At 41.2% G+C, this 13,489-nt stretch carries 9 protein-coding genes and 1 pseudogene; 3 read left to right on the top strand and 7 right to left on the bottom strand.

Features of this window, described 5'->3' with window-relative positions; all coding sequences use genetic code 11:
* Window positions 1–384: 384 nt before the first annotated feature.
* The 4 genes from F607_RS0120220 to F607_RS0120240 form a co-directional block, all read right to left on the bottom strand.
* Window positions 385–1,317, bottom strand: a complete 933-nt coding sequence (locus tag F607_RS0120220) for an inverse autotransporter beta domain-containing protein (RefSeq protein WP_027709541.1) — start codon at window positions 1,315–1,317, stop codon at window positions 385–387.
* Window positions 1,318–1,648: 331 nt separating this feature from the next.
* Complete coding sequence (locus F607_RS0120225; protein WP_027709542.1) at window positions 1,649–2,749, bottom strand: hypothetical protein; 1,101 nt, start codon at window positions 2,747–2,749, stop codon at window positions 1,649–1,651.
* A gap of 814 nt (window positions 2,750–3,563) precedes the next feature.
* Window positions 3,564–5,216, bottom strand: a complete 1,653-nt coding sequence (locus tag F607_RS30740) for a trypsin-like peptidase domain-containing protein (RefSeq protein WP_084611348.1) — start codon at window positions 5,214–5,216, stop codon at window positions 3,564–3,566.
* A 491-nt stretch (window positions 5,217–5,707) separates the two neighbouring features.
* On the bottom strand, window positions 5,708–6,049 hold the full coding sequence (locus tag F607_RS0120240) for a PilZ domain-containing protein (protein ID WP_027709543.1): 342 nt from the start codon (window positions 6,047–6,049) through the stop codon (window positions 5,708–5,710).
* A gap of 246 nt (window positions 6,050–6,295) precedes the next feature.
* On the opposite strand from F607_RS0120240, the gene F607_RS36165 reads away from it, so the two are divergent.
* The gene (locus F607_RS36165; RefSeq protein ID WP_420864441.1) at window positions 6,296–6,622 is read left to right on the top strand and encodes a hypothetical protein; all 327 of its coding nucleotides are present in this window, start codon (window positions 6,296–6,298) and stop codon (window positions 6,620–6,622) included.
* 26 nt (window positions 6,623–6,648) lie between these two features.
* Here F607_RS36165 and F607_RS36170 read toward each other — a convergent pair.
* Window positions 6,649–7,524 (bottom strand): annotated as a pseudogene (locus F607_RS36170) (carbohydrate binding domain-containing protein); the annotation flags it as partial.
* Between F607_RS36170 and F607_RS36175 the strand changes: the two are divergent.
* A complete protein-coding gene (locus F607_RS36175; protein WP_420864442.1) occupies window positions 7,508–7,981 on the top strand; it encodes a P30/P32 family tip organella adhesin in 474 nt (157 codons plus the stop codon). The pseudogene F607_RS36170 and the gene F607_RS36175 sit on opposite strands and share 17 nt — an antisense overlap.
* A 1,716-nt stretch (window positions 7,982–9,697) precedes the next feature.
* Here the strand turns inward: F607_RS36175 and F607_RS0120250 are convergent.
* Window positions 9,698–10,399, bottom strand: a complete 702-nt coding sequence (locus tag F607_RS0120250; RefSeq protein ID WP_051311673.1) for a M50 family metallopeptidase — start codon at window positions 10,397–10,399, stop codon at window positions 9,698–9,700.
* Window positions 10,400–10,684: 285 nt separating this feature from the next.
* A complete protein-coding gene (locus F607_RS0120255; protein ID WP_027709546.1) occupies window positions 10,685–12,700 on the bottom strand; it encodes a DNA topoisomerase III in 2,016 nt (671 codons plus the stop codon).
* A 611-nt stretch (window positions 12,701–13,311) separates the two neighbouring features.
* Between F607_RS0120255 and F607_RS36180 the strand changes: the two genes are divergently transcribed.
* Window positions 13,312–13,489: transposase (locus F607_RS36180; protein WP_169719804.1), on the top strand; the 178-nt coding region annotated here is incomplete at its 3' end.

The raw sequence follows: 13,489 nt of genomic DNA on the forward strand, positions 1-13,489 counted from the left end.
TCTTTGCTTATTACTGACTTAATTTACCCAAATAGACGTGCATAATACATCTTTGGTTGTATTATATGCTACCCCCTAGGAATCCATATAGAGCCGATACCTAATTTCTTTAACTGTGATTGGGTGTATTTCCCTGGAAATAAAATGGCATGTTTTCCACTAAAGTTACAGTGAGTGAAAATCACAGGAAAAGTAGTCTGAAAATGATATCGTTAAATCCCGAGAGGGAGACACTAAGTCGTTGTACATAAAATATGTTTGTTTCAACTGCAGTGGCGACCATCCTTGGTCTTTTGCGAGATAAAGCGCGTCGAACTGCTTCCGTAAGCTGACAACCAAGCCTCCAGAGAGGGATTTAGGGTGTGTTCGGAAGACTTTATGTCTCTAAAACGCTTCGCTACTCGGTGGCTCTGAAGTAACTTCAACAGCACTGTACTCGGGTTCAGCAATAGCCACAAAACCAGGCTGACGGCGTACACGTTCTGTCATACGTTTTGCAAAAGGTGACAGCCGATTACGATAGGCTCCACTGCCCATGATATCAAAGGGCATAGTAATTCGTGCGAATACGAACCCTTCATTATCCGTTACAGAGTCATGTTTGGCTCCAGTACCCAGGGTTAGCTGACTACCAGGTAGCTGGTTTATCACGTTTTCCAGATGGTATTCCAGGCTGAGTTTTTGGCCGGTAAAGCTTTTGGTTTGTTCGCCTTTAAAGTGGTATAGACCGGTATATAGTCTTAACTGTTGGTCTTCATTTTCTGTGAAAAATGGTAGACGATAACCAACTTCTATATCAGCTCCTTGTAGCATTCGCTCATACTGGTGCTCAACATAGGTACGCCCATCATTGCTAGTTACTGTATGCGAGCCTATTTTCTGTTTAGTGCTACCAACCGGTAGATAGAGGTTGGTACCAAAATCCCAGTCAACCGTACGGTATTCTGCACCAAGATTAAACTGATGGAAGCCATTACCATATTCTGATTGTTGGTAGTTAATGAAACCGTAAACGCCAATTATTTGCTCATCACTAAGCATATGACGATAGCCACTACCAATACTATAGCTTTTATAGCGGCCTTTACCCTTGCTGGCATCAAACTTAATAAAGACTAAGCCATCGTCCTCTTCATAAATAGGCAACATGGAGTCTACTGATAAAGCATCTTCGTCTGATGTGAGTAATCCGTCAATGGCAATCCAAGCATCCCATTTATCAACAAGTGATGGCTGTTCTGTGTTGTCGTCAGCCAAGGTTGGCGTGACAATTAAAAAACTTAGCACAGGTAAACATGCTAAGACTGACTTGTTCATGGTAAATCCTTTTGGCGTTGTAAATAAAAAATATGCTTGGTTTGACAGAAACTATATCCACTTTGAAGGGAATAGCTGAGTTTAAGTAAGAGGATTATAGGGGGAAGTAAACATATAAATAATCGAATATCTCACAAGAGCAACATGAGACAAGTTTGGTTTAATAAATAAAGTGAACCGCTATACGTTATTTATAATTAATTGTTTATTGTGAGGAAGCAAATGATTAAATGCTTGTTCTCTGTGAAAGATATCGCAAAATTATTGCGATATCTTCTTTTGAGGGAGAAGGACATTAGAATAATGTAGGTGAGGGTGTTAGAGATTCGTTTTATAACTTGGGTGCAATAGCTAATGATACATGATCAATTTCAATATCATAGATTGGATTGGGACCATAGATAAGTAGTAATGTTTTAGCTATTTCACTTTGGTTAAGCGCGGGATTAAAGGTAAAAACAGTATTAAGTGTTGAAAACTCTTGATTTGTAATACTTAAATAATCAATAAACTGGTAGTCGAATAAACCATTTTTAAGCTCGATAAGCATTACTGCGGCTAATTTATCGCGAACATGCTGCTCATGACGACTTAACAGTCGAGCGGATACTGATAGCTGGTATTGTTGTGCTGGTTCAAGTTCAACATATTGTTGAAGTCCATCACTATAGTGTTGGCGATGAACAATACGCGCAACATTGTTATAGCAGGGCGTTTCTTCTCGATTAGGTGCAATATGAATAGTAGCATTATTACGGAAGGCATTTTGCCAATAATCAGTACCGAGATTGAAGTCACCATTTTTTACTAAATTTTCTGATTGCTGTTGTAGCTGTTGGCAGTTAATACTGAGCTCATAAAAATGCTGCTCAACATTATGCTCATCAACAGATAACTGATTATTTGGTATCGCAATAAATCTCTCAAAGACCTCACTTGCAAAGTGAGATAGTTCACGCCAGCGATAAGAGGAAATTTCCGATGCTGTAAGCGTGTTAGCTCCCCATTGCTGAGTTGCAGCTTTTTCTAATGAGTTAAAAAAGTTTTGAGCAAAGTTAAATGTGACTTCGTAAGGAGTGAGAACCAGTGTGCCTGGGGTATCCGTTAAGGCGATAAATTTATTGGTTTCAGGGGATATAATAATCATCAGATCTAACTGATATTTGGACTGAATACGCAACAGCATGTCGTTAGAAAGTGCTTGTGTACGCTTTGTTGTGTACATCAAGTGCAGACGTTGATGGATATCTTGTAATTCTAGTTCGGCATTGGCCCGTTCAAGTAAAAAGCTTGCTACTGTTTTATCTTCCTTTATGTTGATGTTATCAAAAAAGAAGCCTACATTGACTCGATGAAGCTGAGACGCAAGAAGCGCACCAGACATAAAAAAAGTAGATATAAAAAGAGCAAAATGAAAAACGTGTTTTCTCATATCGGCATCCTTTTCCAACGGCCAGTTAATAGAGGCCTGTGTTAACCTGGTAGGTTACCCTTTAATATACCCTTCGTGAGTCATTTTTAGGGTTTGCTTTCGGCGTTCTTGACCACCAAGGATGGTGGGAATGCAGTTTATGCATAATGACATGGATGTCATGTAGTAGAGCAATGCAGGAGCAATTGCCGAGGAGCATTTAACTGCCACCCCAGTCACTTATTAATATAACCGCCCAGCAGCGCTGTTATATCAATTAAAGTGGCTACCGCAAGTTTCACAGCGGTAAACTTGCCCAGGGGCTTCATCGCTTGACGGCCCAGCTAGCACTTTTTATTTCAATTAGTGCTGCTATCGCTAGCTTCACAGTAGTAAGCCAGCTCCCTAAAAAAACCTCGCTGTGGGTATAGTGTTTACTGTGTTGTTGTGTGCCCTTGGTTGTGGGCTTTGTAAATAACGCTTAGTGATAGTTAGAAAAAATAAATAAAGACAGCTGATGTAATGTGTGAAGGGTATAGTAAAGAGGGGAACAGTTTTCGTCTATTCCAGTTGCTCAAATTGTAACTCAGTTAATGAAATGTCACTATTTGTAAGCAATATGTTGCAAGTGGTATCTGTAATTTACGTAATTTTAACGCGTAGTGGTTAAGTATTTTCCGTAGTGAGTGCTGAAACGAGTTTGCTATGTGAAGTGAAACGAATTTGCAGCAAGTCTATAGTGAGGGATATTGCTAAAAAAAACAGGTGCCCTATAGACACCTGTTGTTTGTACATCTTCTGAAAAAGGGGAGACTACCCTACAAATCAGTCATGCTTATTTCCATTCCCACAACTGTTCATTTTTCCCATCGGCTTTTTCTGTCCAAACACCGATCCACTCGCCATAGGCTTTAAAGTGATTAAGGTAAAGAGTTGGGTAGGCCACATTGTGAATTCGCCCATTTTCCAGTACCCAGCGCATATCAAGTTTATCTGCATTACAGCTGCCGACAACAGCACGGTTAGTGCCTTTATACCAAGAAGGTAGTTGAAGACACTTGTTGGGGGCATCTGCAGGATGAAGCAATCCTTTACTATCGATATGCCATTTTTGCGCTTTGCTGTTGTCACATCGAGATGCGGTGACTTTACCTGCCTTAGTAGATCCTAGGCAAGCATTTAATTTGTTCATTAATGGTGAGTAGTTAGGCTTATTGGGATCATCAGGGTTATCGGGTGTGTCAGGTTTGCCAGGGTCATTATCACCATTCGGACTGCTTCCAGGGACTTTATTATTAAAGTGCTTGGCAACTTCCGGCCAGATATCTTTAATGCGTGCTGCTTGGTTAGGACCACTAGGACAGCCACCCCAGTGGTGCAAGCCTATTACTTTATTTGTTTTACTGGCGATAACTGGAGACCCAGAGCTACCACCTATTGTGTCACAATAGTAACCAAGGTTTTGGCGACTACTATTTGGCGCATCAATTTGACAGCGGTTGTTGCTATTAGAATCACTTTCAATCGAAAGCTCTTTAGGATTACCTGATCCATGTTGTGGAATATAAATTTGCTCACCTTTTACTGCATCTCTGGGATCAAGGCCTAGGTAACCGAACGAGGCAATTTTACTGAAGTCTTTCACGGTAAAGAGAGTATAGTCCAGGCTACTACTGCGACTGGTCGCGAGCATTTTGTCTGCAGGCACTTTAGTGATGTTATTTGGTTTACTGCCACGACAGCTACTGCGTTGATAGTTAAACCAGACTTCAGAGGTAGTCGTTGAGGACTGGGTTCCAATACAGTGGTTATTGGTAAACATTTTATTATCTGGTCCCACTCGCCATGCTGTACATACACTCCCGCGCATGACCAACTTTGCTACAGGACGGCTATGGGCAAATTCAGTGGGGTGCGAATCTTTATAGCACACAGCATCTTTACGCTCGTTACCGCCGCAGGTTGAAAATTCCTGAGTCATTAAGTTTTCAATAACATTCTCAGGAAATCCGCGCATATAGTGACCAATTTTAATAGAATGTTTGGTGTCATCCCAGGCATTGGCTGCTTTTAGATTATTAGGCATGATCAGCTGGATAATTGCGGTATCACCACTGACTGACATACTTGCCCACGAGGTTTTTCCATCCTCACCCAGCTCTGGGTCGTAGGTAAAACCATCACGCTTAGCATTGCTATAACGGTAGCTTTCAGTACCTTCAGGGTTTCGAACTTCGACCACAGCACCATCAGGGATATTAAACTCTGCAAAGTGTACTTTAATATAACTGGCACCTGGTTCAGAAACTGTAAATGTAGAGTTTGAGTCGAACCCTTGTTTTGGACTTAACGATAAATTTGAATCAATTTTATCCGCAATTTTAATGGGTTTAAGTGTATCAGTTTGATTGAGATTGTCTGCGTAACTATTCATTAGCACACAGCTGGATGCTAACGAAGCAATTAATAGCAAGGATGAGTATTTCATTATACGGCTCGTATCTTCTTTAATACCCGTCGCAGAGGGTATATGTTTTTAATTATTAACTATTACTGCAGTTTTCCTAAAAAGGTAAACGACAGAACAGTATGCCTTTAACATGGGAAATATGTGGTTAAAGGTGTACCCAAAAGCGAAGGGTTTTTAGGGGGAGGCATTTAAATGCTCCTGCATAAACTGCATTTTCACCATCATTGATGCTCAAGAGCACTGACAGCAAACCCTAAAAATGATTCGTGAAGGGTGTATATGCGAGAGGAGACTATAACTGGGAAGAATGTTTAACTATGTAAACCTGTTCATACTTGTATGATTTTTTGTTACATTTTTTAAAAAGTATTAATAATATCAAGTGTATAAGATGATGTATTGCCTAGTTATTATGTATACTCTTAACAACGGCTAATTAATTTTATGTGACTTAAAAAAACGATACTGTATTCACTCCAAAATACAGAAAAAATTTAATATTATTAGTATTAAACTACTCCTGAAGCAAAGTCATCCAAGAACTGAGCCATCTCAGGTTTTAAACCATTAAACTCGATACCAATTTGAAAGTCAGATGTTCTGACCACGGTATGACGAACAACCGCTCTAGAAAGAATTTTTATACTCTTACCTAGATAAACTGCAGAAATTTGCACATCTACGGCTTCATTCAAACTGTATTTGTGAGATACCTCAATAAGTGCACCACTGACTGAGACGTTCACTGTTCGGCCTACAACAACTTCTTTTGCTTTATCTCGAATCAGCACTTTCCACTTTATCCCCCTTCGGGGGTGCCGGCGTTGCTCTATGCCTTGATCTTCAGACATTCAAGAATAAACCTCTTCAGCAAATTAAAAGTAAGTATAGATCGGATATCTTGATGAGGGCTATTAAGCCGAATGACAGCAATCCATAAAAAAACCATCAAAAGGCAGACTTCTACCTTTTGATGGTTGGCTATCAGAAGTTAAATATGAATTGACTATTTTTCGTTATCAGGTTTTGTACCGTCACCGGGTTTGTCACCGTCACCGGGTTTGTCACCGTCACCGGGTTTGTCACCGTCACCGGGTTTGTCACCGTCACCGGGTTTGTCACCGTCACCGGGTTTGTCACCGTCACCGGGTTTGTCACCGTCACCGGGTTTGTCAACGTCACCGGGTTTGTCACCGTCACCGGGTTTGTCACCGTCACCGGGTTTGTCACCGTCACCAGGCTTATCGCCATCGCCGGGTTTGTCTCCATCGCCGGGTTTGTCTCCATCGCCAGGCTTATCGCCATCGCCGGGCTTGTCTCCGTCGCCAGGTTTATCGCCATCACCGGGTTTGTCACCGTCGCCAGGTTTATCATCATCACCGGGACCCTTGTCAGTTTTGACCAGCTTAACGGCATCAATATAGAAGTCGGTACCAGGCTCAGGCCCAAAAACATATAAATCAGCACGTTTTAGCTTACCTTTTGGTTTAATGGCAAAGTCTGTCGCAATATCAAACCAGGCATCACCTGTGGGTATTTTACTGGTATTGACACGTTGCCAGTGATAACCCTCATCATCGACATAGAATATTTGAATATCGAGTGTTTGAGCGGCTTTCACTTCTTTCCCTAAGCTGGCAGATAAAGAGAGTGTGTAAGCCTGGTTAGCTTCAATAAGCTCAGAACCGGCTAACAAACCACCTGCATACCAGTGATCGCGTTCAGTAATATGTAGACTGAACTGGCCGTCTTTGCCACGCTCCTGACTTTGACTTAACTTGCCCATTTTCCAAGCAGGTTGCCAGCCTTGAGTATCGGTTTCGAAACTGTGTTCAAAAACAATATTGGGGTCAGGCACATTATTATCTTTTTCACTTATTTTAACTTCATCAATAATGAGTGACTTTTTACCTTTGGGACCAAAGAGTAATAAGTGTGCTGCCTTGATTTCACCCAGTGCATTTAGTTGGAATTCACCACTTAGTTTTTTCTCAGCGTTAGAAATTTGATCAATAGCCAAGTACTGATAATAGAAAATACCTAGCTCACTTTTCAGTGCTAGCGCTGCCAGACCGAAGTCTTTTTGCTGGTCATCTGCAAGCTGGAAGTTTGCGCTGAACTGGTAGGTAGCGTCTTTTTTCAAAGGAGTTTGTATTTTTTGAATAACACCATCATAGTAGCTTGTGCGTCCTGTAATATTGACTTTGTAATCAGTGCCACAGTCTTTCGTTTCAGCTTTTTTCTCAAGTTTAACTGCTGATGTGTAATAAGCACGCCACTGGGTAAGGTCATTAAAGTCAGGCTGTTGGATGAGGTTATTTTTCAGTAAGTCCGGTTTAGGACATGCTTTTCCGGGTTTATCACCGTCACCAGGCTTGTCGCCATCACCGGGTTTATCGCCGTCACCAGGTTTATCGCCGTCACCAGGTTTATCGCCGTCACCAGGCTTGTCGCCATCACCGGGTTTATCGCCGTCACCAGGCTTGTCGCCATCACCGGGTTTATCGCCGTCACCAGGCTTGTCTCCATCACCGGGTTTATCGCCGTCACCAGGTTTATCGCCGTCACCAGGCTTGTCACCGTCACCGGGTTTATCGCCATCACCGGGTTTGTCACCATCACCAGGCTTGTCACCATCTGGATCTTCATCGGGGAATGGAACAGTGTGTTTGCGATGCTCTGAAATTAATGCAGCACGCTCTTTCCAGAGCCTAGCCATATTCGCTGTTTCTGCATCACCAATTGGTAGTCCATTAGCATCTTTAACGTCAGGTGTCGAATAGAAGTTTGCAGCATTACCGCACATGTGTGTTGTGAGTTTGCCGTTATCAAAGCCATAAGCATATTTCCATTTTGCATCACCATCTTTACTGCAATGTAGGCCTCCGACATTATGTCCGACTTCGTGCCGCCAAGCACCAGGCCATGGGGCGCCGACCACCTGAGTATAACCCGTGACACCAGCCCAACCTGCTGCACTATTCGGTGCTTTAGTGGGTGTTTGGACAACACCCACTAAATCAGGGGCTAACTTTTCAATATCACTCGCAAACCATTTTTCGGCATTATCCAAAACTTTGGTAATGATGCCCAGGTTGTGTTTGGTAGTACCGGTACCAACCAGACGGAGCTTAATACCTTTAATACCAGAGTTTTTTAATCCGCTATTAACAGAGGCAACGTAAGTTGCAGCGGTTGCTTTGATATCACCAACTTCTTTGGCTGCGGACTCAGAAAAACCTAGAAATACGTCAATAATAATATTGCCGTGTTTATCTTTTTCACCTTTTGCAGCCTTTGCTGCTGCTTTTGAATAAAGTTCAGACTGGCTGGTAGGAGGTAAAACTTCATCAATATGTTCAGGTTGTTTTTGCTTCACCAACAGGTAACGACCATTGTCCTGTGGCTGAATTAAATAAGATCCTTGCTCATTTTCAATAATACCCGTTATTTTTCCTGTTAAATGGTTCAAGGTAATAATGGCATTACTATAAGTTTCAAGGTGACTAAAGCCACTATCAAAAACCTGACCATAAATGACTTCAAGGGAGCCATCCGTTGATTCGCGGCTGATTACTCTTAAATCAAAGGCTTCGCCTGAAAATAAGTTAAGTGTAATTTGGTCTGGGAATTGGTAGCGACCATTTTGTTTATTGAGTTTCAGGTCAGCTTCACGGAAATAATCGGCATGTTCAATAATGCTGTTATTTATTTCTTGAGTATAAGTGGCTGCTGACGTAGCTGTGGTTTCACTGGAAAATAATTCTGTGGGCGCGATTGCGGTTGTGGACGTATTGCCCAGAGCTATAGGGGCTTGTATGGTCGTTGCCAACAGCAAGGGAACGAGCGATATTGTCGATTTTTTGTGGTATAACGATTTCTTCATAGTGGACTCTTCAGCTTATAAATTGAGATATATGAAACTTCTAATGCAATTTCTTAATTGGAAGCAGTTATCTTTTTAAATTAAATTATGATCTGATTTATATCCCCAGACGATTGGGTTTAGGGGTAGACGTCAAGTGATGAAAAACGCTGACAACAACCCCTAAAAGTGATTCGTGAAGGGTATAGCTTTATCGAACACTATTAATGAGTCCATTTTTTGATAAACGACTGCAGCTTGATTAAATTAATGATAATCAGGTTGCGGTTGCACCTCCTACTGTGCCACAAGTATTAGTTTTTTCTCTGCCTCCAGTCCTTCATACTAATCATAAACAGACAGTTAAAGCCTTATATCTAATTAATAGGTAGTGCAGTACTTATACAGATCACAATGGTTAATACTTTAAATTAAAAAGACGTGGTAAGACGCGATTGAATACACAAATAAAAGTGTGTAATGGATAATCAGAAGAAAAAATTGTAAATAAAAGAGGAAATTAACAGAATAGGTGTGGTCCCAACCAAACCAGTGTATTAAAACACTGGTTTGAGAAATCAAATAGGAGACGTGTTACGATTGAAAATGAGTATTGGATACTGTTTGCGAATCATTAATTAGCGCCAGGTGACTTCCAAAGTTGAATAAACATAATGAGTAGTATAACCAATGATATTACAAGCCAAATAATACCCCACATCATGGTACTCCCACCTAAAAGTTCCGCAATGTTTGTTGCATCTGAAACAACCGTACCGCTGCGCGCTATAGTATCGCTGTAAATGTCACCAGGTACATATAATACACATGAAAGCCCAATGAGCCGGAGTAAAAAGTCATTGACCCAATGTGATGCCTTAATACTTGTAAGCAATAGACAAATACCAAAAATAGAACAAAATACCAGTGCAAACCCTTGTCCTTTCAGTAACCAAGGTACTACCAATATAATCAATGCCAGTAGGCCATTAATGACCTTATCAAAACGTGACAAATGCGCGGTCCAAAACAACGCAACCCCCCAAGCTAATGAGCCAAGATAACCCGCAGTAGCCGTAATTATCAGATTACCCCCTCGATGAATCACATGACCACCTTGACGAGGGTCGAGAAAAAACTCAAGCACCTCACCACCGGTTAACAACGCTGCTATGGCATGTGAAAGCTCATGAAAGAAAACCGTCAACATCTGAAAGGGATAAATCCAAATGCTGTTCCAGCCAATAAATAGGCCACCAATAATGACTAAGCTGGCGAGTCGAGCTGTCCATAATGATGATGTTGATGTTTTGCTGGGAGGGGAAGTAGTGTTCACGTTTTGCTCTTTTCCTATCGTTAATCTGATGGTATACCCTAAGTGAATAATTTTGGGGGTTCGTACAAGAGCTAGAGTACCCAACAAGAAAGCTTTAGTGCATATTATACGCAAAATATGTATTTAAAGTTAACTTGGAGAAACAAGCTATTTTTTAAGAATGAAGGAATATCTTATGCTTTCTAGCCTATTTATTTACGGTAAGAGGGTAGTAGGTCAAGAATCAGTAATTTCCAGTCTTCAATTGTTGTAAAAATAGTGAAAATATTTAGTTTATAAAACTTATTACCCTCTCTTTTTATTGTGATTTGAATGTCCATATCGAGCTTTTGTGTTTGAACGTTTAGTCTTCTTCTTTGCTGCTTGTCCTTTTCCCTTTAAAGGCTCAAAAGCTTTCACATTGACTTGCATAATTAACTGATGAAGAGTGTTTGTCATCGGCTCCATAAAGCGTTGATAGCTAGTTTCTTTGTTGCTGATAGACGTCAGTTGCGATTCCCAATGAGCTGTCATATCTGGGGTAGTAGCAACTTCCGGTAAGCTTTCTATGAGTTGCCGGCCAGTCTCGGTCGAGCGAATTTGTTTGCCTTGTCTGGTTAAAAATTGCCTTTTAAATAATAACTCAATGATGCCAGCACGGGTGGCTTCGGTACCGAGGCCATCGGTTTCTCTTAATATTTTTTTGATTTCCGGGTCTTTTACAAAGCGGGCAATACCTGTCATCGCTGACAGTAATGTAGCATCAGTAAAAGGCTTGGGGGGCTGCGTCATGCGTTCGGCCAGCTCACCTTGTAGGCACTGAACAATATCACCTTTTTTTAAGTTAGGCAGTTTTTGTTGTGTTTCTTGATCGTAGGTAGTTTCACCTTCTTTAATTTCACTGCCTTGTTCATTGAGATTATTTTGATTATTTAGTTTATCGCTTGTTTTTTCGTTATTTTTTATAAATAATTTTTTCCAACCTAAATCGACGGTTTGTCTTGCTGTTGCGACAAACTTCCCGCCGCTGATTTCTACTTCTATTTTTCGGTCATCGTATTGCCATGCTGGATAAAACTGAGCGAGATACTGTTTTGCTATGAGTTCATAGATTTGCAATTCGCTTTTAGCTAGACGGCTTGGGTCGAGTTTCCGCTCAGTTGGAATAATGGCATGATGCGCTTCAACTTTTTTATCATTCCAGGCTTTGCTTTTTAAACTTAAGTCAGCTTCGTTTGTAGCTGTTCTTAATGTTTCGCATACATGACTGATGGCTGCCGTAACCGTATTGATTTGTATTAAGTGTTCTTTGGGTAAATAACGACAGTCGGAACGGGGGTAGGTAATCAGTTTATGTTTTTCATACAAATCCTGACAGGTGTTCAAAACTTGCTGAGCATTTAAGCCATAGCGTTTTGCGGCATCAATCTGTAAAGCGGATAAATTATAGGGGAGGGGAGCAGCTTGTTGTTTACGCTTGTTGGTGGCTGCTGTAATAAGTCCTGGTTGATCGGTAATGCGTTTGACCACATTCTCTGCGAGTTTTTTTGAGATTACTCGGCCTTCTTCATCTTGATAAGGCTGGCAGGCTTCACTGGGCTGCCATTTCGCTCTAAACTGCTCGCCTTTTTGGGTTTCCAGTAAGGCAAATACTTCGTAATAGGGTTTGGATACAAAATGTTCGATTTCTAGATCTCGTCGTACTACTAAGCCCAATAACGGGGTTTGCACTCGGCCAACAGAAAGTACCCCTTGATAGCCTGCCTTTCTTCCTTGAATAGAGCAGACCCGGCTCATATTAATGCCATATAACCAGTCTGCTCTAGCCCTAGCCAGGGCTGATGTTGCCAAGGGTATAAAATCTTTGTTATCGCGCAAACTCGCCAGTGATTTACGGACAGAGTTTGGATTTAAATCACTAATAAGGCAGCGTTGGATGGTTGAGCGTTTGGTTGCAGGTATACCGATGAAATTAATTACTTCATCCACCAGAATTTGGCCTTCTCGATCAGGGTCACCAGCATGGATGATATGGTCTGCTTGTTTTATGAGCTTACGTAACACACTAAGCTGCTTTTTGGTGTTTGCTTTAGGGACCAGTTGCCATTGGCTTGGAATAATGGGAAGGTGTTCTAGTTTCCACTGTTTGTAGGCTGGGTCATAGACATCAGGTTGTGCCTGCTCCAGTAAATGACCAATACACCAACTGACGTAATCGCCATTGCCAACTTGAATATACCCTTCTCCTTTTTGATGGGGCTTGGGGAGCACATCGGCAATGGCTCTGCCTAAACTGGGCTTTTCGGCAATAAACAGGCGCATAGGGTATATCTTGCATCACTTATTAAGCTGTTGATTTGTACAGTATGCTACCAGTTTGCTGGGTAAAGACCAAGTTAGGTTATTGTTAATGAGCTGTCTTGTAATGAATAGCAACTTCTGCAGGATTTAAGTTCTTCGATGATATCATCAATATTCTATGTCATGATTGGCTATGACCTTATATTCTCTGCCCAGTAACCAATGAGTGAATGTGTAAAAGGGTTTGTATAATGGCTGAATATATAACCAATACGAATGGTTTTTAGGTGCGGCCATCGAGTGACGAAGCACCATGAGTCTATATTAATAGGTGATTGGGGTGAGGAGTGAAGATAACAAAACCTAGAAATCATTCGTGAAGGGTATAGGATGGCTAGGAATAGGATAATTACACCTTCATCAGCTAGTGCCTTCAGCTTTTAAATGCGTTCTTTTATGCTGAATGGAGAGCATACGAGTAATGGAGTTTATTTATATGGCAACTGTTCCTTGTCTTAATAAGGATAATTTAATCATGGCTCTATATGGATTCCTAGGGGGTAGCATATAATACAACCAAAGATGTATTATGCACGTCTATTTGGGTAAATTAAGTCAGTAATAAGCAAAGAATGATCAATATCAAACAACTGGTAAATGATGAGCAATGCTACCAGTTTATTCGTCAGAGACGTTGGCCTGATGGCGTCAGCTGCCCTCACTGCCAGTCTCAACAAGTAGAAGGCAATGGTAATCATCAAAAGCAAATTGCCCGAAAACGTTATCGCTGCCTAGCGTGTCATCGGGGAT

The sequence above is a fragment of the Zooshikella ganghwensis DSM 15267 genome (assembly GCF_000428585.1).
Lineage (GTDB): Bacteria > Pseudomonadota > Gammaproteobacteria > Pseudomonadales > Zooshikellaceae > Zooshikella > Zooshikella ganghwensis.